The 18,941-nt window shown below is 62.3% G+C and carries 22 protein-coding genes; 12 read left to right on the forward strand and 10 right to left on the reverse strand.

Annotated features, from left to right (window positions below):
* Positions 1 to 34 precede the first annotated feature (34 nt).
* Genes D1227_RS02620 through D1227_RS02630 form a run of 3 tightly spaced genes read right to left on the reverse strand, consistent with a single transcriptional unit; the run spans position 35 to position 1,739 of the window.
* Positions 35 to 520, reverse strand: a complete 486-nt coding sequence (locus D1227_RS02620) for an RNA methyltransferase (protein WP_119404013.1) — start codon at positions 518 to 520, stop codon at positions 35 to 37.
* A 5-nt stretch (positions 521 to 525) separates the two neighbouring features.
* A complete protein-coding gene (locus tag D1227_RS02625) occupies positions 526 to 870 on the reverse strand; it encodes a hypothetical protein (protein WP_119403667.1) in 345 nt (114 codons plus the stop codon).
* Entirely contained in the window at positions 867 to 1,739 is an 873-nt protein-coding gene (locus tag D1227_RS02630) for an isoaspartyl peptidase/L-asparaginase family protein (protein ID WP_119403668.1), read from the reverse strand. The genes D1227_RS02625 and D1227_RS02630 overlap by 4 nt, the downstream gene beginning before the upstream one ends.
* Positions 1,740 to 1,874: 135 nt before the next feature.
* Between D1227_RS02630 and D1227_RS02635 the strand changes: the two genes are divergently transcribed.
* The 5 genes from D1227_RS02635 to D1227_RS02655 all read left to right on the forward strand — a co-directional run bounded on the left by D1227_RS02635 (position 1,875) and on the right by D1227_RS02655 (position 5,683).
* A complete protein-coding gene (locus tag D1227_RS02635) occupies positions 1,875 to 2,867 on the forward strand; it encodes an NADPH:quinone oxidoreductase family protein (protein WP_119375646.1) in 993 nt (330 codons plus the stop codon).
* 194 nt (positions 2,868 to 3,061) lie between these two features.
* A complete protein-coding gene (locus tag D1227_RS02640) occupies positions 3,062 to 3,415 on the forward strand; it encodes an endonuclease domain-containing protein (RefSeq protein ID WP_119403669.1) in 354 nt (117 codons plus the stop codon).
* A 94-nt stretch (positions 3,416 to 3,509) separates the two neighbouring features.
* The gene (locus tag D1227_RS02645) at positions 3,510 to 4,265 is read left to right on the forward strand and encodes a hypothetical protein (protein ID WP_147373252.1); all 756 of its coding nucleotides are present in this window, start codon (positions 3,510 to 3,512) and stop codon (positions 4,263 to 4,265) included.
* A gap of 87 nt (positions 4,266 to 4,352) precedes the next feature.
* Positions 4,353 to 5,063, forward strand: coding sequence for a VIT1/CCC1 transporter family protein (locus tag D1227_RS02650; RefSeq protein WP_119375649.1), 711 nt, complete (start codon positions 4,353 to 4,355; stop codon positions 5,061 to 5,063).
* Positions 5,060 to 5,683, forward strand: coding sequence for a 2-hydroxychromene-2-carboxylate isomerase (locus tag D1227_RS02655; protein ID WP_233349453.1), 624 nt, complete (start codon positions 5,060 to 5,062; stop codon positions 5,681 to 5,683). The genes D1227_RS02650 and D1227_RS02655 overlap by 4 nt, the downstream gene beginning before the upstream one ends.
* Positions 5,684 to 5,736: 53 nt before the next feature.
* On the opposite strand, the gene D1227_RS02660 is transcribed toward D1227_RS02655, so the two are convergent.
* The 4 genes from D1227_RS02660 to sdhC are packed head-to-tail and all read right to left on the reverse strand — an operon-like array spanning position 5,737 to position 9,114.
* Positions 5,737 to 6,519: a succinate dehydrogenase iron-sulfur subunit gene (locus tag D1227_RS02660; RefSeq protein WP_119375651.1), complete on the reverse strand. Its 783-nt coding sequence runs from the start codon at positions 6,517 to 6,519 to the stop codon at positions 5,737 to 5,739.
* 9 nt (positions 6,520 to 6,528) lie between these two features.
* The gene (sdhA, locus tag D1227_RS02665) at positions 6,529 to 8,316 is read right to left on the reverse strand and encodes a succinate dehydrogenase flavoprotein subunit (protein ID WP_119375652.1); all 1,788 of its coding nucleotides are present in this window, start codon (positions 8,314 to 8,316) and stop codon (positions 6,529 to 6,531) included.
* Positions 8,317 to 8,343: 27 nt separating this feature from the next.
* Positions 8,344 to 8,736, reverse strand: coding sequence for a succinate dehydrogenase, hydrophobic membrane anchor protein (sdhD, locus tag D1227_RS02670; RefSeq protein ID WP_119403671.1), 393 nt, complete (start codon positions 8,734 to 8,736; stop codon positions 8,344 to 8,346).
* A gap of 9 nt (positions 8,737 to 8,745) precedes the next feature.
* Complete coding sequence (gene sdhC, locus D1227_RS02675; RefSeq protein ID WP_233349452.1) at positions 8,746 to 9,114, reverse strand: succinate dehydrogenase, cytochrome b556 subunit; 369 nt, start codon at positions 9,112 to 9,114, stop codon at positions 8,746 to 8,748.
* 121 nt (positions 9,115 to 9,235) lie between these two features.
* Between sdhC and D1227_RS02680 the strand changes: the two genes are divergently transcribed.
* The 5 genes from D1227_RS02680 (at position 9,236) to fsa (ending at position 14,734) form a co-directional block, all read left to right on the forward strand.
* A complete protein-coding gene (locus D1227_RS02680) occupies positions 9,236 to 11,041 on the forward strand; it encodes a DUF885 domain-containing protein (RefSeq protein WP_119403672.1) in 1,806 nt (601 codons plus the stop codon).
* Between the two features lie 56 nt (positions 11,042 to 11,097).
* Entirely contained in the window at positions 11,098 to 11,817 is a 720-nt protein-coding gene (locus D1227_RS02685) for a type 1 glutamine amidotransferase (protein ID WP_119403673.1), read from the forward strand.
* Positions 11,818 to 11,903: 86 nt separating this feature from the next.
* Positions 11,904 to 13,418, forward strand: coding sequence for a phosphomannomutase/phosphoglucomutase (locus D1227_RS02690; RefSeq protein WP_119404015.1), 1,515 nt, complete (start codon positions 11,904 to 11,906; stop codon positions 13,416 to 13,418).
* 64 nt (positions 13,419 to 13,482) lie between these two features.
* A complete protein-coding gene (locus D1227_RS02695; protein ID WP_119403674.1) occupies positions 13,483 to 14,007 on the forward strand; it encodes a hypothetical protein in 525 nt (174 codons plus the stop codon).
* Between the two features lie 76 nt (positions 14,008 to 14,083).
* Positions 14,084 to 14,734, forward strand: a complete 651-nt coding sequence (gene fsa / locus D1227_RS02700) for a fructose-6-phosphate aldolase (protein WP_119403675.1) — start codon at positions 14,084 to 14,086, stop codon at positions 14,732 to 14,734.
* On the opposite strand, the gene D1227_RS02705 is transcribed toward fsa, so the two are convergent.
* Positions 14,731 to 15,597, reverse strand: a complete 867-nt coding sequence (locus D1227_RS02705; RefSeq protein ID WP_119403676.1) for an ATP-grasp domain-containing protein — start codon at positions 15,595 to 15,597, stop codon at positions 14,731 to 14,733. The genes fsa and D1227_RS02705 overlap by 4 nt on opposite strands.
* Before the next feature lie 90 nt (positions 15,598 to 15,687).
* Between D1227_RS02705 and D1227_RS02710 the strand changes: the two genes are divergently transcribed.
* A complete protein-coding gene (locus tag D1227_RS02710) occupies positions 15,688 to 16,686 on the forward strand; it encodes an adenosine kinase (RefSeq protein ID WP_119403677.1) in 999 nt (332 codons plus the stop codon).
* Positions 16,687 to 16,844: 158 nt separating this feature from the next.
* A complete protein-coding gene (locus D1227_RS02715; RefSeq protein ID WP_158586548.1) occupies positions 16,845 to 17,582 on the forward strand; it encodes a response regulator in 738 nt (245 codons plus the stop codon).
* Here D1227_RS02715 and D1227_RS02720 read toward each other — a convergent pair.
* Positions 17,579 to 18,181: a 2-hydroxychromene-2-carboxylate isomerase gene (locus D1227_RS02720; RefSeq protein ID WP_119375662.1), complete on the reverse strand. Its 603-nt coding sequence runs from the start codon at positions 18,179 to 18,181 to the stop codon at positions 17,579 to 17,581. The genes D1227_RS02715 and D1227_RS02720 overlap by 4 nt on opposite strands.
* A 24-nt stretch (positions 18,182 to 18,205) precedes the next feature.
* Positions 18,206 to 18,934, reverse strand: coding sequence for an SDR family oxidoreductase (locus tag D1227_RS02725; protein WP_407646970.1), 729 nt, complete (start codon positions 18,932 to 18,934; stop codon positions 18,206 to 18,208).
* Positions 18,935 to 18,941 lie beyond the last annotated feature (7 nt).

Genomic DNA, 18,941 nt, shown 5'->3' on the forward strand with positions numbered 1-18,941 from the left:
CTCTCAGGCGGATGCGGTCTTCGCGTCTGATGACCTAGCCCTCCTTCGGCCCGCCGGGCATGACGGGGCGGTCGCGGAAGCTGCCCATGGACAGCACCCGGTCATACATCACCAGCGCCCCGGCGAGGCTGACATTGATGCAGAACTTGGTCGGGATCTTCACGACATGGTCGCACCTGGCGAGCATCTCCGGGCTGAGGTCTCCCCGCTCGCGCCCAAGCACATAGGCCGCCGCCTTGGGGTGGCGGAACTCCGGCAGCTCCACCGCGTCGTCGGTCAGCTCGATGCCGACCAGCTGACAGCCCTTGGGCAGCGCCATGTCGGAAATCGCATCCCACTGATAATAGGGCACGCTCTCGAACGTCTTCGATGTGTCGGCCTTGTAGGCGACTTTCAGCTTCGGCTCGGCGCCGACCGAGAAGACGAAGCTCGCCCCGAACGCATTCGCCGTGCGCATCAGCGCACCAAGGTTCATCGGCTTGGAAATGCCCTCCGCCCCGATTGCGAAATAACCACGCATCGCCATCAGTCCGCGCCTCCCGTAAACCTCCAAGCCGCGACAACGCCGAGGAACAGCCCGCCCAGCATGATACTCGCCTTGCGCGCCAGCCGGAGGTGGCCAATGGCGCGCGGATATTCCGAGGCCAGCCAGGCCGCCGCATCGCCTGCAACATCACCGCCCTCCAGCGCCTGCTCCCGCGATGCCGCCACGACGGCAAAGCGCGCCGGGCCCTCTTCGAGGCCCTCGAACTTCGCCTTCGCCGCCCGCTTCAGGACGATGCCGGTCATGATCCGCATCTGCACGGCCAGCGCAAAGACGAAAAAGACGAGCAGCCCCGCTATGAAGAAACCGAGATCGCGTCCACTCATCGCTTCGTCGCCACCTCGAACCGGCCATTGCTGGTGACCACACCGCGCTTCATCGTCTCGGCATTGAACACGACCTCGACATGGCCGAGCACGTCAATGCCGATCATGCCGCCATCCCCGCCGAGCAGATTGAGGTCTTCCAGCGACCCGGAAATCGCCTCGCTCAGCCCCTGACGGGCATAGCGCAAGCGTGAGGAGACGTCGGCGGCGGCATTCGTGCGCAGGAAGTACTCGCCCTGGCCGGTACAGCAGACCGCAACGCGCTCGTCGGCCCAGAGGCCCGCGCCAATGATCGGCGTATCGCCGACCCGGCCCGGCGTCTTGCCGAGCAGGCCGCCCGTGGAGGTGGCCGCCGCCAGCCGTCCGTGCTGGTCAAGCGCCACCGCGCCGACCGTGCCATGCGCCAGCTCGCCCTTCTTGACCGGCCGCGTGATGACGGGCGTGTAGTATTGCTTGGGGCTATGAACGCGCTCCAGCTTGTGCTCACGCGCAATCGCTGCCGCGCCCTTGCCGACGATCAGCACGTGCGGGGTCTTTTCCATGACCAGCCGCGCTGCGGTGATCGGGCTCTTGTAGCCGCGCAGCGAGGCAACCGCCCCGGCATTGCGCGAGCGCCCGTCCATGATCGCGGCATCCAGCTCCCACTGGCCGATGGCATTCGGTGACGAGCCCTTGCCCGCAATGTGCAGGCCGCAGGCTTCCAGCGCCTCGACCAGCCGGTGCACCACTTCAAGCGCCGCCTCGCCGCGCGCCAGGCGCGTCTCGCCCTCGCGCAGCAGGCCGGCCATATGCCGCTCGGCGCGCGCATGGTCGAGGTTGCGAAGCGGCCCCGCCCCACCATGCAATGCCAGCGCCCAGTTCTTCGCCATTCTACATCCTTGTACTAGCGCGATTGTTTTCGCCGCGTCATGCTTCACAGCGCGCGGTGCCATGGATAGGTTTGCGCCGTCAAATACAAGTCCCACACGACAGTGCCAAGAGACACCAGCAAGAGGAACACGCTCATGAAAGCCCTTCTATCCAAGACCCCCGGCGGCCCCGATAGCCTCGTGCTTGAAGATGTGCCCAGCCCGACCCCCGGCGCGGACGATGTCGTCATCGATGTAAAGGCGATCGGCGTGAACTATCCCGACGTGCTGATCATCCAGGACAAGTACCAGTTCAAGCCCGAGCGGCCCTTCTCACCCGGCGGGGAAATCTCCGGCATCGTGAAGGCGGTCGGCGACAAGGTGACCAAGGTCAAGGTCGGCGACCGGGTGATGGGCTCGATCGGCTGGGGCGGCATGGCCGAGGAGGTCGTCACCGACCAGAACCGCGTGCGCCCCTTCCCGGAAAGCATGTCCTTCGAGGAAGGCGCGGCCCTGCTGATGACCTACGGCACCTCCTATTACGCGCTGAAGGATCGCGGCCAGTGCAAGCCCGGCGAGACGCTGCTCGTGCTCGGCGCAGCCGGCGGCGTGGGCCTTGCAGCTGTCGAGCTCGGCAAGGCGATGGGCATGGAAGTCATCGCGGCCGCCTCCAGCCAGGACAAGGTCGACCTCGCCAAGGAAAAGGGCGCGGCCCACGGCATCGTCTATCCGCGCGGCCCGCTCGACCGGGACCAGCAGAAAGCCTTCTCCGACAAGATCAAGGAGCTTGGCGGCGGCGGCGTCGACGTCATCTATGACGGGGTGGGCGGGGACTATGCCGAGCCGGCCCTGCGCGCGATGAACTGGGATGGCCGCTTCCTTGTCATCGGTTTCCCGGCCGGTATTCCGAAGATGCCGCTGAACCTGACGCTGCTGAAGTCCTGCAACATTGTCGGCGTCTTCTGGGGCGCGGCCGTGGCCCGCGATCCGAAGGCCAATGAAGAGAACATCAAGGAACTCTTCGCGATGTATGAAGCCGGCAAGATCAAGCCGCACGTCTCCAACACCTACCCGCTCGAAAAGGCCCCGGACGCCATCACCGAACTGATGGAACGCAAGGCCAAGGGCAAGGTGGTCGTGACGGTTTAGATGGCTGGTCTCCCCATCTAACGTCGTCGCCCTCACCCCTGCCCCTCTCCCGAACCCGGGAGAGGGGAAAGCGCCCGCCTTAACGTGCCACACAAACCTGGCCGCCATCGCCCCCTTCTCCCGAGAGCGGGAGAAGGGTCGGGGATGAGGGCTGGTCGCTAGCCAAACAAGCGCGCGGATGTATTCTGGGGACCATGCCCGACTATACCGAGATTCAGCGCGCCCGGCGCCTACGGCGGTCGGCTAACCTACCGGAGCGCAAAGCCTGGGAAACATTGCGCCAGCTACGCCGCGAAGGCTTTGCCGTCCGGCGGCAAGTTCCGATCGCCGGGCTGACCGTAGACTTTGCCATTCGCTCAATTCGCCTCGTGATCGAAGTCGACGGCAGTATTCATGATCTCGAAGCTGTAAAGCTCAATGACGCGGAGCGCGATGCACGCCTTGTCAATGAAGGATGGAGGGTCCTCCGGCTTTCCGCGGAGATCGCAATGAGTCCGGATCATCTTCTGACCGCCATACAAGATGAAATCGAAAGGTTGCAGCAATAGTCCTCCCTTTCCCCTGACCCGGGAGAGGGCCGCGACACATCCGTCCCAGCAAAAATATCCCACAGCCAGCCCATAAATGTACTCTGGCGAGACCATGACGGGACTCGACAGACACCTTCAGGGCGCCATGGCCCAAGCCTGGCCGCTTTTGCGGCGGATGGTGCTGGTCATGGCCGGCATGCTGGGCATGGATGAGGACAGCGCGCCCGAGCGCGTCAGCCGCGGCGTGCGCATCGCCGTCCTTCGCATCCTGCGCCCGGCCGAAGCGTTGACCCGGCACCTCATCGTGCTGATAGCGCGGGAGATGGACGTCACCGAAGCCCTGAACAAACCCTGTCGCGAAGCTGCGCGCAGCGGTGGCCAAACCATGGGCTCAGCCTTGAGCCCGATTCATCGCAAGGCCCAGCCCCGCGGGGATCAGCCCAAGAACCACTTCATCCTCTTCGAACCGCTGCGCATCCCCCGCTCCATCTTTGCTGACACGGCCGTGCCCGCGCGCCCGAAACCCAAAGGCGCCGGCCCGCGCATCCTGTCTTTCGACCGGCCCTTTCCTGTAACACCTGCACCAGCACCGGACGTCAGTGCCAGCTCCCTGACGGGTCGCATCCGGGCGCTGGAAAAAGCGCTCGCAGCACCGGAAAAGATCGCCAGGCGCCATGCCATTTTCCTTGAGCGTGATCGCCGCTCCAACCAGCTGCCCGGGCGGATCAACCCGATCCGTCCCGGCCCGGCGCCGGGGATGCGCAGCCACCATACCCCGCCGGACCTGAAGGAACTGCTGCTGTTTATCGGCATCGAAGCCCAGCGCGGGCCGCCGAGGCCCACGCCTGCCCGGCTCACACTATCCTGACGACAGGCTTGCCCGCCCCATGTGCGGGGAAGTACGGATAGGCTGTGGGGATGAAACGGTTAGAGGTGGGTGAAAAGGGCAAAGCGCATGACAGAAGTCGCCTCTTATTCAGGCCATGAAGAACATCATAACGTGCACCGCGTCGGCTGGCTGCGCGCCGCCGTGCTGGGCGCCAATGACGGGATCGTCTCGACCGCGAGCCTCGTCGTCGGTTTTGCCTCGGCCTCGGCCGGGCGGGCCGACATCATGCTCGCCGGGTTTGCCGGTCTCGCGGCGGGCGCCATGTCCATGGCTGCCGGCGAATATGTCTCCGTCAGCTCGCAGAGCGACACCGAAAAGGCCGACCTCGCCAAGGAAGCCAAGGCGCTACGCGAAATGCCGGAAGAGGAGCTGGAAGAACTCACTAATATCTATGTCGCCCGCGGCGTGCGCCGGGACACTGCGCGCGAGGTCGCCGAACAGCTGATGGAGAAAGATCCGCTGAAGGCCCATGCGCGCGACGAACTCGGCCTGTCGGAGATCGTCGAGGCGAGACCCGTGCAGGCGGCCGTCTCGTCGGCGGCGAGCTTTTCCGTCGGCGCGGCCCTGCCGCTCGTCGCCGCCGCGTTTGCCCCGCTGGCCTATGTGGCGCCATCCGTGGTCGCTGCATCGCTGGCCAGCCTCGCCCTGCTCGGTGCTGTGTCCGCACGGGCGGGCGGGGCGAAGAAGACCCGCTCGGTGATCCGTGTCGTCGTCTGGGGCGCTGCGGCCATGGCGCTGACAGCCGGTGTCGGACGGCTGTTCGGAGGCGTGGTTTGAGCGGGCCGGGCGACACGATCACCTTCTATTTCGATTGCTCCAGCCCGTGGACCTGGCTCGGCTTTCACAACACCCAGCCGCTCGCGGAGGAGCTGGATGTGGAGGTGGACTGGCGGCCCATCCTGGTTGGCGGCGTCTTCAATGCGGTGAACCAGAGCGTCTACGAGGCCCGCAAGGCCGGGCCGAACCCCAAGGCGCGCTATCACGGCAAGGATTTGCAGGACTGGGCGCGTTATTCAGGCCTTGAGATCAAGATGCCGCCAAGCGTCTTCCCGGTGAACAGCGTGAAAGTGATGCGCGCCTGTATCCTGTTGAAACCACAAGGGAAACTTGTCGATTTCGCCACGGCCGCCTTCAAGGCCTACTGGACCGATGATCTCGACATTTCTCAGGACGAAGTCGTCCGCGAAGTCTGCGCGCGGGCCGGTGTCGATGCTAACGCCGTGATGGCCGGGATACAGGACCCGGCGATCAAGGACGCCCTCCGCGCCAACACAGATGAACTGATCGCGCGTGGCGGCTTCGGCTCGCCGACCATGTTTGTCGGCGACGACATGTATTTCGGGAATGACCGGCTGGTCCTGGTCGCCGACGCTGTGAAGCGGGCGCGCGCCAAATAAAAAGCCGGGCTCTGGGGCCCGGCTTTTCTGATGTCTGGTTTGTACTGCGCCGATCAGGCAACCCGCTCGACCATCATGTGCTTGATCTTGGCGATGGCCTTGGCCGGGTTCAGCCCCTTCGGACAGACCTGGGCGCAGTTCATGATGGTGTGGCAGCGATAGAGCTTGAAGGGATCTTCAAGGTCGTCGAGCCGCTCACCGGTCGCCTCGTCGCGCGAGTCGATCAGCCAGCGATAGGCCTGCAGCAGCGCGGCCGGGCCGAGATACTTGTCGCCGTTCCACCAGTAGGACGGGCAGGAGGTCGAGCAGCAGGCGCACAGGATGCACTCATAGAGGCCGTTCAGCTCGTTGCGCTGGTCCTCGGATTGCTTCCACTCCTTCTCAGGCTCCGGCGTGTCGGTCTTGAGGAAGGGCTGCACATAGGCGTGCTGGGCGTAGAAATTGGTGAGGTCCGGGATCAGGTCCTTCACCACCGGCAGGTGCGGCAGCGGGGCGATGGTGATGGTGCGTCCGGCCACCTCGTCCCAGCCCTTGGTGCAGGCGATGGAGTTCTGGCCGCCAATGTTCATCGAGCAGGACCCGCAGACGCCTTCACGGCAGGAGCGGCGGAAGGCGAGGGTCGGGTCGACATTGTTCTTGATCCAGATGAGGACGTCGAGAACCATCGGACCGCAGCGGTCCATGTCGACATGATAGGTGTCCCAGCGCGGGTTGCCGCCCTCTTCGGGCGAGTAGCGGTAGACCTTGAACGCGCGGGTGTTCTTGGCGCCTTCGGGCTTCGGCCACTCCTTGCCCTTCTTGGGCGCGGAACCTTTCGGGAGGGTGAGCTGTACCATGATGAGTTCCTAGTAAACGCGGGCCTTGGGCTCGATGTACTCGATGTCGTTGGACATGGTGTACTCGTGCACCGGACGGTAATCGATGGTGACCTTGCCGGCCTCGTCGACCCAGGCAAGCGTGTGCTTCATCCATTCCTTGTCGTCGCGGTCGGAGAAGTCCTCGCGGGCGTGCGCGCCGCGGCTTTCCTTGCGGTTGGCCGCACTGTTCACGGTCACGGCGGCCTGGCCGATCAGGTTGTCGAACTCCAGCGCCTCGATCAGGTCGGTGTTCCAGATCATGCCGCGATCCTTCACATCGATCCCGCCAAGCTTGGAGTAGACGTCCTCGATCTTCTTGACGCCTTCCTCCAGGACTTCGCCGGTACGGAAGACGGCGCAGTTGGTCTGCATCGACCGCTGCATCTCCAGGCGGAGCTTTGCGACCGGCTGGTCACCCGAGGCGTTGCGGATACGGTCGAAGCGGGCGAGGTGCGAATCGGTCTGCGCATCGCGAACCTCCGGCTGGCTCGCGCCGGCATCGACTGTGTCGCCACAGCGCAGGCCGGCAGCACGACCGAAGACAACCAGGTCGATCAGCGAGTTGGACCCGAGACGGTTGGCGCCATGCACCGACACACAGGCCGCTTCGCCGACGGCCATCAGGCCCGGCACGACGCTGTCCGGGTCGGCGCCCTTCTTGGTCAGGACTTCGCCATGATAATTGGTCGGGATGCCGCCCATATTGTAGTGGACGGTCGGCAGGACCGGGATCGGCTCCTTGGTAACGTCGACGCCCGAGAAGACCCGTGCGGTCTCAGAGATGCCCGGCAGGCGCTCGGCAAGCGTCTCTGGCGGCAGGTGTTCCAAGTGAAGGTGAATATGGTCGCTCTCCTCGCCGACGCCGCGGCCTTCGCGAATCTCCACGGTCATGGCGCGGGAGACCACGTCGCGCGATGCGAGGTCCTTGGCCGATGGCGCATAGCGCTCCATGAAGCGCTCGCCTTCGGAATTGGTGAGATAGCCGCCTTCCCCGCGTGCCCCCTCGGTGATCAGGCAGCCTGCGCCATAGATGCCGGTCGGGTGGAACTGGACGAACTCCATGTCCTGCAGTGGCAGGCCGGCGCGCAGCACCATGGCGTTGCCATCGCCCGTACAGGTGTGGGCAGACGTACAGGAGAAGAAGGCCCGGCCATAGCCGCCGGTCGCCAGGATGGTGCGCTGGGCGCGGAACCGGTGAAGCGTGCCGTCATCGAGCTTCCACGCGGTCACGCCGCGGCAGGCGCCTTCCTCATCCATGATGAGATCGAGCGCGAAATACTCGATGAAGAACTCGGTATCGTTCTTGAGCGCCTGACCATACAGCGTGTGCAGCATGGCGTGGCCGGTCCGGTCGGCCGCGGCACAGGTCCGCTGGACCGGACCTTCGCCGAAATTCTTGGTCATGCCGCCAAAGGCGCGCTGATAGATCTTGCCTTCCTCGGTGCGCGAGAAAGGCATGCCCCAGTGCTCAAGCTCGTAAACGGCCTGAGGGGCGTTGCGGCAGAGATATTCGATGGAGTCCTGGTCGCCGAGCCAGTCAGAGCCCTTCACCGTGTCGTACATGTGCCAGCGCCAGTCGTCCTGGGACATGTTGCCGAGCGAGGCGGCGATACCCCCCTGGGCGGCAACTGTGTGCGAGCGGGTCGGGAAAACCTTGGTGATGCAAGCGGTCCGGAGGCCGGCCTGGGCCGCGCCGAGCGCCGCACGAAGGCCGGAGCCGCCGGCGCCGACAACGACAACGTCATAAGTGTGATCGACGAATTTGTAGTCAGACATGATGCCTTACCTTTCGGGGGCCGCGCCTCAAACGCTGGCCGTAATCCAGATCTTCAGGACCGAGAGCGCCGTAGCGGCGAACAGCCCGACACAGACAAATGTGTTCAGGATGAGCAGGCCCTGCTTCATCCCTGCCTTACCGAGATAGTCCTCGACGACGACCTGCATACCGAGGCGCATATGATAGAACGCCGCACCCAGTGTCAGGATCATCAGGATGGCGTTCCATGGTTGTGCGAAAAAGGCCGTTGCGCCGTCGAAACCGGACCGGCTAGCCGCGATAACAGCGAACAGAAACCACGGCACGAGCAAGGCAAGCGCGATAGCGGAGACGCGCTGGCGGATATGATGCTCCGTACCAGACTTGGCCGATCCGAGGCCCCGGGCGGCGGCGGTGGGTGTCTTGAAGTCAGTGCTCATCCTCGCCCCCTAGAACAGATTGGTCGCGAGCGACCAGATCGTTGCTGCTGCCACAATGGCAAAGGCAAAGTTGAAAACCGACCAGGCACTCGCCGTCTTGGGGTTGAACCCGGCCTTCGGGCCGTCCCAGATCATGTGCCGTATGCCATTTGCAAAATGAAAGAGAAGCGAGGTCAGCCAGAAGAAGAGGAGAATTTGCCCGACCGGCGAGAGCATGATGCCCTCGACGACACCGTAGGCTTCCGGGCCTGCGGCGATCGATATGACCCACACACTGATAAGGAAGGCGCCAAGATAATTGCCGACGCCCGTCACCCGATGAAAAATCGATGCGGCCATCGTCCAGTGCCACTTCCAGATCTGGAGGTGGGGTGACATTGGACGGGGATCCGTCCACTCTGAGCCTGACATTAAGCCTCTCCCGAATCCTGCTGGTTTGCTATGCGGGTTCTAGAATTGTGCGCCGCCGTGTCAACGCGACAAGAAGGGCCTTCATGCGATGAAGCCAGTCATTTCAGCGCTTCTGGGCATATTTGCCCTTACGTCAGCTGCGTCCGCACAGGATTTCCGTCCTTCGTCCGCCGGAGAACAGGCCAATGCCGAGGAGGCCGCGCCGCTCGCCTCCATCATTGCTGAATACGAAGCCATGGTCTCGGCCGTCAGCCCGGGCGAGCGCGCCGAGATGGAAGATCGTGCGCCGAGGCGCTGGCCTGATGTCTCGCGCACGCGTGTAGCTCAGCTTGCCAATCACGCCCGCCTCCTCAAGGGGCGGCTTGCGGCGCTGGGGCAACCGGATTCCATCGACACGAAAATCCTCGACGCCCTGCTCGACGAACTGATCATGCAGGATACTTTCGATACCGCCCGCATCCCGTTCACCGGAGATTGGGGCTTCCATGCTGAGCCCTTCTTTGCAGCCAGCAGTCTGCGGCTGAATACTGTCGAAGATGCGGAGGCGTGGATTGCCAGGCTCAATGACCTGCCGCGCTATTTCGACCAGAACATCCATAACATGCGCCGCGGCCTTCGGACGGGATGGGTATCGCATACTGACCCACTTGAAACCGTGATGGAGCAAGTCGCTGCGCAGATTGTCGACCACCCCGAGGACAGCGGCCTCTGGGCGCCATTCGAGACGCTACCTCCCGGACTGGACGGATCGACCAAGGAAGGGCTGCGCGCGGCTGGCCGCAAGGCCGTGACCCGCGCCGTCGAGGCGACCCGGAGGCTTCAACGCTTCCTGGAAGATGAATACGCCGGGCAGGCTCGTCCCGAACCCGGTATCGGCAGCCTGCCGGATGGCAAGGCCTACTACGTCGCCGCCATCGCCCATCACACGGCCGGGGCCGGGTATACACCAGAAGCGATCCATGCGCTCGGCGAGGCCGAAGTCGCCCGCATCCGGGCGGAGATGCACGACGTCATGGAAGCTGTGAATTATCCGGGAACGTTCGAGGAGTTCCTGGTCTTCCTGCGTAGCGATCCTCAGTTCTACGCGAAGTCGCCGGAAGACCTGCTAGAGAAGGCGGCCCTGATTGCCAAACGGCTGGACGCGATCCTGCCTGCCTATTTTGGAAAGCTGCCCCGCCTGACCTATGGCGTCGAACCCGTGCCGGCATCGATAGCGCCGGGCTATACCACAGGGCGTTATTCAGGCGGTGATCCGGCGCGGGGAATTCCGGGCACTTATCTCGTCAACACTTATGCTCTGGACCAGCGGCCGCTCTACGAGCTTCCAGCGCTGTCAGCCCATGAGGCCGTGCCCGGCCATCACCTGCAGATCGCGCTTGCTCAGGAGATGGAGGACATGCCCCGGTTCCGCCGTAGCTATTACGCAACAGCCTTCGGGGAGGGCTGGGGGCTGTATGCCGAGACGCTGGCTGGAGAAGCTGGCATCTATCGCACGCCCTACGAAAAATTCGGGGCGCTCTCCTACGAGATGTGGCGCGCCTGCCGGCTCGTCGCAGATACCGGCATGCACTGGTATGGATGGTCGCGCGAGGAGGCCGAAGCCTGCTTCAAGGAAAACTCAGCGCTCGCGCCGCTGAACATCCAGACGGAAGTCACCCGGTATATCGGCTGGCCCGGCCAGGCGACGGCCTACAAGGTGGGCGAGCTGAAGATTTTAGAGCTGCGCGCCCGCGCGAAAGACGCGCTAGGTGAGGACTTCGACATTCGCGCCTTTCACGACGTGCTCCTTGGAGCCGGCTCCATGCCGCTCGATGCGCTTGAGGACAGGATCGATACGTGGATCGAGCAAACGCCGGATGGCCAGTCACCGCTGGCAGGAAACAGCGCCCCCTGACTGGCGACAATCTTCGCCGCTTTTACAGCTTCCGGAATTCGGCTAACGCAAGCGCCATGAAGCTAACCATCATTGAAACAGGCCTTCCGCCGCAGGCGATCCGGGCTGACTGGCCTCGTTATCCGGCCATGTTCGAGAGCCTGATTGGCCCGCACTTGCCGGACATCACCTTTGAGAGCGCCCCGGTTGTCGAAGGCGCGCCCTTTCCGTCGCTCGACACCGTCGAAGCCGTGCTCGTCACCGGGTCCGCGGCGGGGGTCTATGAAGACCATGAGTGGATGGCGCCGCTCTTCGACTTCATTCGCCGGGCGGGCGATGCGAAGATCCCGCAGATTGGCGTCTGCTTCGGACACCAGGCCATCGCTGCCGCCATGGGTGCGCGGGTTGAGAAATCTGACAAGGGCTGGGGCCTTGGACGGCACATCTATGATGTTTGCCACCAGCCGGACTGGATGACCGGTCTTAATGGCAAGACTTTCTCGCTCGGGGTCAGCCACCAGGACCAGGTGCTGAGCCTGCCTGACGGTGCGAAAGTCGTCGCACGCTCTGATTTTACCCCCTTCGCCGCGCTCGACTATGGTGACACGCCCGCGATCAGCTTTCAGGGCCACCCGGAATTCTCTTCAGGCTTTTGCTGCGCGCTCTACAATGTCCGCCGGGGCACCGCGTTCAGCGCTGAGCGCGTCGATGAGGCGTGTGACAGTTTGGAAGTGCCGGTGGACAATGCCCTGGTCGGCCGTTGGATGGCACAATTCCTGTCGCAATCGGCTCGCTGACGGAAATAAGTCCCGCCGGGGCTGGAAATTGTTCACGCTTCCGTGCAAATCCACACGCACAGGATTAAAGGAGCTGACCGCCCATGATGCCGAAACCGCGCGCCGACATCGCCCCGAACACAATCGAGTTCGAGACCTTGCCGCTCGTCAAACCGACCGGTTTTCGCGAATATGATGCGCGCTGGTGGTTCGGCATCCCCGATAACCCCAAGGCACCTGATCTGAACCTGCTTGGCGCCGAAGCGCTCGGCCTGGGCATGGCAACGCTGTTTCACGAGCTGGGCGTCACGCCGAAAGTGGTGACCGGCCACGACTTCCGGTCCATTTCCCTGCCAATCAAGAACGCGCTGAAGCTCGGCCTCGTCGCGGGCGGGTGTGAGGTCCTGGATGTTGGCCTTGCGCTTAGCCCGATGGTCTACTGGTCGCAATTTGAGCTCGACGCCGACTGCTGCGCGATGGTCACCGCAAGCCACAATGAGAATGGCTGGACCGGCGTGAAGATGGGGGCCAACAAACCGCTTACATTCGGGCCGGACGAAATGGGCCGCCTCAAGGAAATCGTCCTGAACGGTGACTTCCAGCCCCGCGCAGGCGGCGGTACGTTTCGCGTGGACGGACTGCGAGAGAAGTACATCGCCTCGGTGGCCGAAGGCATCAGCCTGAAGCGGAAGATCAAGGTCATCGCGGCCTGCGGCAACGGGACGGCCGGGGCGTTTGCGCCGGAAGCGCTGCGGGCTATGGGCGCCGAAGTGATCGAGATGGATTGCGACCTCGACAATACCTTCCCGAAGTACAACCCCAACCCCGAAGACAGCGAGATGCTGCACGCCATGGCAAAGGCCGTGAAGGAACACGGCGCGGACGTTGCGCTCGGCTTCGACGGCGATGGCGACCGCTGCGGCGTGGTCGACAATACGGGCGAGGAAATCTTCGCCGACAAGATTGGCCTGATGCTCGCGCGTGACCTCTCACGCGTTCATCCCGGCGCGAACTTCGTCGTCGACGTGAAGTCGACAGGCCTCTACAAGACCGATCCCGTTCTCAAAGAAAACGGATCGACGGTCGACTATTACAAGACCGGCCACTCCTATATCAAACGCCGCACGACCGATCTTGGCGCCCTGGCCGGCTTCGAGAAATCGGGCCACTTCTTCTTCCGCCCCCCGATCGGGCTAGGCTACGATGATGGCCTGGTCGCGGCGGGTGCGATCCTGCAGATGCTCGACCGCAATCCGGACAAGACGATGGCTGACCTGCGCGACGAACTCGGAACAGCCTATACCTCGCTCACCATGTCGCCGCATTGCGATGACGAGCTCAAGTATGGCGTGATCGACAAGATGGTTGCCGAATATGAAGGCATGGCCGGCGGCGAAATTCTTGGCCGCAAGGTTGTCGATGTGAACACGGTCAACGGTGCCCGTGTAACGCTGGATGACGGCTCATGGGTGCTGGTGCGCGCGTCTTCGAACAAGCCGGAGCTGGTCGTGGTCGTAGAAAGCCTGCAGTCGGCCGATGACATGCGTGACCTCTTCCACAAGGAGGTCAAACCGCGCCTAGGCAAGCACAAGGAAGTCGGCGCCTACAATCAGGAAATCTGATCGCGCCCGGCGTCCGCATCGCCTGACGTAGGGCGACTGCAGCAATCACAGGAAGGAAGCGTCGATGCGCCTGAAAGTCCTCGCCCTCTCCAGCTTTGCCGGCCTTGCAACCGCCTGTGGCGGTGGAGGCGAAACCGAAACTTCCGTCTGCCAGCGTACCGAACAGGAACCGCGATCAACGCTTCAGGAAGTGGAGATTTCGCAGTCCTGTGCCACAACGCCCAGTGACGGCCTGACGATCAGGTTTGCCGCTCTTCCAGGCGACGACAGCGCGCGCTGCACTGTCGCAGCGGTATTCGTCGCACCCCTTGGCTTCGAGAGGCCGCGCATAACCTTTGGCGCCGTGACGGATGAAGGCCGTCTTGTCAGTTCCAGCGTGTCTGTCCGGGATTTCCTGTTCGTCGACCGCCTGACCAATGCCACAGAGCTTCGCCTCTCTCCGGATACCAATTGCGCGGAAGTTTCACTGCGCGTTCAGGACCTGCGCTGCCAGGCTTCGGCCGAGACCGGTGCGGAGGACCAGGATTGCGGCAGTGTCGCCTTCGAAGGTACTGGCCTGTTTGCCAGTTTCGAGCCGCTTGCCAACTGAGCAGGAAACCGCTCCGGCCTAGCGGCGGCGCCGGCATCTTGATATGACCCGCCACTGAAATTTCGAGGAGCCTGACATGAAATTCTTCGTCGACACCGCCGACACCAGTGAAATCAAGGAGCTGGCTGAAGCCGGTTTGATCGATGGTGTGACCACAAACCCGTCACTGGTGGCTAAGTCGGGCCGCAAATTTTCCGACGTCATTGCCGAAATCTGTGAGCTGACACCCGGGCATGTCAGCGCCGAAGTTGTTGCGACAGAGTATGACGCCATGGTGAGCGAAGGCAGGACGCTGCAGAAGATCGCGCCCAATGTCGCGGTCAAGTTGCCCCTCACCATGGATGGGCTGAAAGCCTGCCGGACGCTGACGAATGAAGGCACTGCCGTGAATGTCACCTTGTGCTTTTCAGCCAACCAGGCGCTGCTCGCTGCCAAGGCCGGCGCTACCTACATCTCGCCGTTCATTGGCCGGCTCGACGATCTCAACATCGATGGCATGGAGCTGATAGAGGATATTCGAACCATCTACGATAATTACATGTTCGAGACACAGATCCTCGCCGCCTCGATCCGCAATGCCAATCACGTGAAAGACTCCGCGCTGGCGGGCGCAGACGTCGCAACCGTGCCGCCTAGCGTACTGCGCGGGCTGATCAACCACCCGCTGACGGACAAGGGGCTTGCCGCCTTCCTGGCCGACGCGGAAAAGGCCGGCATTTCGGTCTAGAGCCGCTTCATCAGGGCGTCGGCCATCATTCGCCCGACGCCCGGGCCCTCCTGCGGATAGAGATAAGGCTCGATGAGTTCGAGTTCCATCAGCAGGAGTTTCCCGTCATTGCCGCGGAGCATGTCGACCCGTGCGTAAAGCGGCAACTGATCCAGGGTTTCGAGTATTCCTCGGGCTGCGTTCACATCGGCATTGTTGGCTTCGATCGCCGTCTCCGTGCCGCCATAGAGCGACTGGATTCGATAATCGCCCGGTGCAGCCCGCTTGAGAAGCGCATGGGAGAGCTGCCCATCTATGAAAATGAAGCTGAGCTCGCCCTCGCGTTCAATGGTCTGCAGATAGGGCTGGACCATCATGGGTTGGGTCATTTGGGGAAGCGCCTCGCCGCGCCTCAGCCTGAATTGGCCATGTGCACCGCCTCCGGTCTGCCGCTTGAAAACCAGCCTGTCGGTGTCGAGCGCATCAAACAGTCCTGCCGCATCAACGCCGGACGGGTCGTCCAGCCAAACCGTCGGTATCAGATCCGCCCCGCGTTCTTCCAGTGTCCTCAGATAAGTCTTTCGGCAGTTCCAGCGAATAATTTCAGCTGAATTGAAAAGCGGGATTGCTGCCCCGATCCAGTCGAGCGCGTTGAGAAACTCGTTGACCCGGTCCCAGTAATCCCAGGCCGTCCCGACAAGCGCGGCATCGTAAGCCTTCCATTGGGAAATCGGCCCATCCCAAGCAACCGCTGTGATCTCAGCACCATGGCCGCCAAACCCCTCCCTCATTCGCGCCACGATCAGGTCATGCTCGAACGCATCAGCCCGCCGGTCGGGAGAGCCGGGTAAAGTGTCCTGGGAGCAAAGATAGGCGATCTTCATCGCGAAGGGCGATATATGACGACTTGGCTTGCGTCCATGGTCTATGTTTGCGAAGCCAGCGAGGGTTTAAAGTAGCGAAGCGAGGCATGTGTGTCTGATACCGAGTTCGACGTCGTTGGTCTGGGAAATGCGATCGTTGATGTCATCGCCCCCGTGGAAGAGACATTCCTGACGGAGTATGAGATTCGCAAGGAAGGTATGACCCTGGTCGATGAACCGCGTGCCGACGAGCTGACTCGCGCGGTTTCCAATGCCCATCAAACGTCGGGCGGGTCCGGCGCGAACACGATTGCCGGACTCGCAAGCTTCGGCGCACGCGCTGGCTATATTGGCAAGGTCGCTGATGACGCCCTTGGACAGGTATTCCGCAAGGACATGAACGATAGCGGCATTCCGTTCACCACGTCACCGCTTCTCGACGGTCCAGCCACCGCTCGGTCGATCATCTTCGTGACGCCTGATGGCGCTCGCAGCATGAACACTTTTCTCGGAGCGTCAGTCATGTTCTCGCCTGAAGACGTTCAGGAAGACATGGTCCGCAAGGCGTCGATCCTTTACCTGGAAGGCTACCTTTTCGATCAGGAGCCGGCCAAGGCGGCCTTTGTCCACGCCTCGGAGATCTCGAAGGCTGCGGGGAGGCGTGTTGCGCTGACCCTGTCAGACAGTTTCTGCGTTGAACGTCACCGCGACAGCTTTCTCCACCTCATCCGCAATCACGTGGATATCCTGTTCGCCAACGAAGACGAGCTCCTCTTCCTGTACGAGACAGAAGACTTTGACGACGCGGTGTCCCGGCTTCGCGGCGATATCGCGCTCGCGGCGGTGACCCGGTCCGAGAAAGGATCTGTGGTGATTGGCGACGGCGATCCAGTATCCGTCGCCGCCGAGCCCGTCGACAAAGTCGTCGATACGACGGGTGCTGGTGACCAGTACGCGGCTGGCTTCCTGTTCGGACTGTCAAAGGGCCTTCCGCTGACCATGTGCGCAAAGCTGGGTCACATCGCCGCCGCCGAGGTTATCTCCCACTACGGACCAAGACCTGAAACGCCATATGCTGAGCTTGCCCGGAAAGCGGCGATTTCGGTTTGAGCCCGTGCCTGGCCCGATAGGCTGCGGCGGCAGATGATTTCGCGGTCCAACTGCAATTTCATGACCGCACACTGCGTGCAAAACGCAGACTTTGCTGGCGACTGAGCCTATATCTTTTCCGGTCCCTCGCCTCCGGCAAAGTAGACAAGAGAAGTGTTGTGAAACACGCAGACTACATCGATTCAGAGCTTCCCGGTCTGCGGCGCTACGCCAGGGCCGCCACGGGGTGCCAGGAAACCGGCGATGCAATCGTCAAGGAAGCACTGAAACCGTTCGAAGCCGACAATGCCCCATCTTCTCTTGAACGACTCGATCTGTTTCGATCCATCGAGCAGGTGCTGGCTCGTTCGGGAAACAGCGGACCGTTCGAAGGGGTGGCGCCGCTTCCCAGCCGCGCGCAACTCCTGACGAGTATTGCAGGGCTTTCAGCCTCGGACGCCGCCAGCCTTTCCGGTATGACAGAAAGCGAAATCCGGAATTTGCTGGAAACCTCTCGCTCTGGCGATGCAAGCTCCGATCCCGCGGACATTTTCATTATTGAGGACGAACCGATGATCGCTGCTCATTTAGCGGAAATTGCGCGGGAGATGGGCCACAATGTGATAGGGACGACAGGTATTGCCAGCGACGCGATACGTGCATGCCGGGAGCGCCGGCCAGACCTGCTTCTGTCGGATGTTATGCTCGGCGACGAAAGGCGGGGCGCTGACGCTGCCCATGACATTGCCAGCATGTACGGTATTCCTGTGATTTTCATCACGGCCTTTCCCCAGTCACTGCTTCGGGGCGAGAAGGGTGAGCCGGCTTACCTTATTGAAAAGCCGTTCCGGGCAGATTCGGTGCGCGTCATGATCTCCAGGGCGCTGGGCAAAAGCCGAAGCCGGCCCGGGGCCTAGGCGGAAACCGCAGCCTCGACCGCATAGTCCAGCCGGTCGTGACCAAAGAACAGCTCGTCACCAACGAACATGCTCGGCGCCCCGAAAGCGCCGCGCGCGATCGCTTGATCGGTATTTTGTACCAGTAGCGCCTTCGCCTCAGCGCCATCAGCAAGCGAAACCAATCTCTCAGCATCCAGTCCGGCCGCGCGGCAGGCAGCACCAATCTGCTCGAGATCGTCGGTTTCGAGCGGTTCGGGCGCCGCCCACACACCGTGGAACACAGCCCGGATGAAGTCTGACTGATCCGACGGAGAGCCGGCCAGAGCGCAGGCTATGCGTAACGCCGGTCGGGTATTCATCATGGGAAAGCTGGGATGCATACGAAATCCAATTCCATAGCGCCGGCAGCTCCGCTGAATATCTGTCTGCATGTACGCATTCTTCGCTGGCACGAAACCGGGAGGACGGTTGTCTGTGCCCCTCATGATCGCGCCTAGAAAGACGGGTTTGTATACCACGTCGATGTCTTTTCCTTCGACAAAGCGCGGAAGTGCATGCAACGCGATGTAGGAGTATGGGCTTATGAAGTCGAAGCAGAATTCGAGCGGTCGTGACATGATGCAGACCCTTTCAGTTTCGTTTTAGAACTTTTCTATCCACGGGCGCAGGTCAAGCTCATGGGTCCAGGCGGACCGGGGTTGATTGTGTAGAACCCAGTAATTCTCGGCGATGGCTTCGGGATCAAGAATGCCGTCTTTTTCCTTGAGGGCATAGCGGTCAGGAAAATTGTCCCTGATGAAGGCTGTATCAATCGCGCCATCAATGACGGTATGCGCCACATGGATGCCCTGAGGCCCAAGCTCCCGGGCCATGGACTGGGCAAGCGCACGCAGGGCAAACTTAGCGCCAGCAAACGCCGAGAAGCCCGCCCCGCCGCGCAGCGACGCCGTCGCACCGGTAAAAATTATCGTTCCCGCCTGGCGTGGTAGCATCACTCGTGCAGCTTCCCGACCCGTCAGAAAGCCCGCAAACGCCGCCATCTCCCAGACCTTCCGATAAGTCCTGCTTGTCATTTCAGAGATCGGGTAGTTCACATTGGCGCCAATATTGAAGACAACCGCCTGAACCGCTCCGATGTCAGCCTCTACCTTGTCGAACAGGGCGATCACCTCTTCTTCGGAGCGGGCATCGCACCCAAATCCTTCGGCCTCACGGCCTGCGTTTCGGATCTCTTCGACCAGAGGCTGGACCATCTCTTTGGTCCGGCGAACGCAAACTGCGGTCAATCCGCCGCGCGCAAACCGCCTTGCAATTGCCCCGCCTGTCGCGTCTCCTGCGCCAATGATAACTGCTGCCTGCTTCATGCCAATTTCCATT

The organism is Henriciella mobilis (assembly GCF_003576315.1).
Classification (GTDB): Bacteria; Pseudomonadota; Alphaproteobacteria; order Caulobacterales; family Hyphomonadaceae; genus Henriciella; species Henriciella mobilis.

What these genes read in the sequence shown, in the direction of transcription:
- sdhC (WP_233349452.1), bottom strand. Translation starts at nt 9,114, where the DNA reads ATGTCACCCCACCTCCAGATCTGGAAGTGGCACTGGACGATGGCCGCA.
- sdhD (WP_119403671.1), bottom strand. Translation starts at nt 8,736, where the DNA reads ATGAGCACTGACTTCAAGACACCCACCGCCGCCGCCCGGGGCCTCGGA.
- D1227_RS02635 (WP_119375646.1), top strand. Translation starts at nt 1,875, where the DNA reads ATGAAAGCCCTTCTATCCAAGACCCCCGGCGGCCCCGATAGCCTCGTG.
- D1227_RS02685 (WP_119403673.1), top strand. Translation starts at nt 11,098, where the DNA reads ATGAAGCTAACCATCATTGAAACAGGCCTTCCGCCGCAGGCGATCCGG.
- D1227_RS02650 (WP_119375649.1), top strand. Translation starts at nt 4,353, where the DNA reads ATGACAGAAGTCGCCTCTTATTCAGGCCATGAAGAACATCATAACGTG.
- D1227_RS02680 (WP_119403672.1), top strand. Translation starts at nt 9,236, where the DNA reads ATGAAGCCAGTCATTTCAGCGCTTCTGGGCATATTTGCCCTTACGTCA.
- fsa (WP_119403675.1), top strand. Translation starts at nt 14,084, where the DNA reads ATGAAATTCTTCGTCGACACCGCCGACACCAGTGAAATCAAGGAGCTG.
- D1227_RS02625 (WP_119403667.1), bottom strand. Translation starts at nt 870, where the DNA reads ATGAGTGGACGCGATCTCGGTTTCTTCATAGCGGGGCTGCTCGTCTTT.
- D1227_RS02620 (WP_119404013.1), bottom strand. Translation starts at nt 520, where the DNA reads ATGCGTGGTTATTTCGCAATCGGGGCGGAGGGCATTTCCAAGCCGATG.
- D1227_RS02630 (WP_119403668.1), bottom strand. Translation starts at nt 1,739, where the DNA reads ATGGCGAAGAACTGGGCGCTGGCATTGCATGGTGGGGCGGGGCCGCTT.
- D1227_RS02695 (WP_119403674.1), top strand. Translation starts at nt 13,483, where the DNA reads ATGCGCCTGAAAGTCCTCGCCCTCTCCAGCTTTGCCGGCCTTGCAACC.
- D1227_RS02690 (WP_119404015.1), top strand. Translation starts at nt 11,904, where the DNA reads ATGCCGAAACCGCGCGCCGACATCGCCCCGAACACAATCGAGTTCGAG.
- D1227_RS02645 (WP_147373252.1), top strand. Translation starts at nt 3,510, where the DNA reads ATGACGGGACTCGACAGACACCTTCAGGGCGCCATGGCCCAAGCCTGG.
- D1227_RS02705 (WP_119403676.1), bottom strand. Translation starts at nt 15,597, where the DNA reads ATGAAGATCGCCTATCTTTGCTCCCAGGACACTTTACCCGGCTCTCCC.
- D1227_RS02720 (WP_119375662.1), bottom strand. Translation starts at nt 18,181, where the DNA reads ATGTCACGACCGCTCGAATTCTGCTTCGACTTCATAAGCCCATACTCC.
- sdhA (WP_119375652.1), bottom strand. Translation starts at nt 8,316, where the DNA reads ATGTCTGACTACAAATTCGTCGATCACACTTATGACGTTGTCGTTGTC.
- D1227_RS02640 (WP_119403669.1), top strand. Translation starts at nt 3,062, where the DNA reads ATGCCCGACTATACCGAGATTCAGCGCGCCCGGCGCCTACGGCGGTCG.
- D1227_RS02660 (WP_119375651.1), bottom strand. Translation starts at nt 6,519, where the DNA reads ATGGTACAGCTCACCCTCCCGAAAGGTTCCGCGCCCAAGAAGGGCAAG.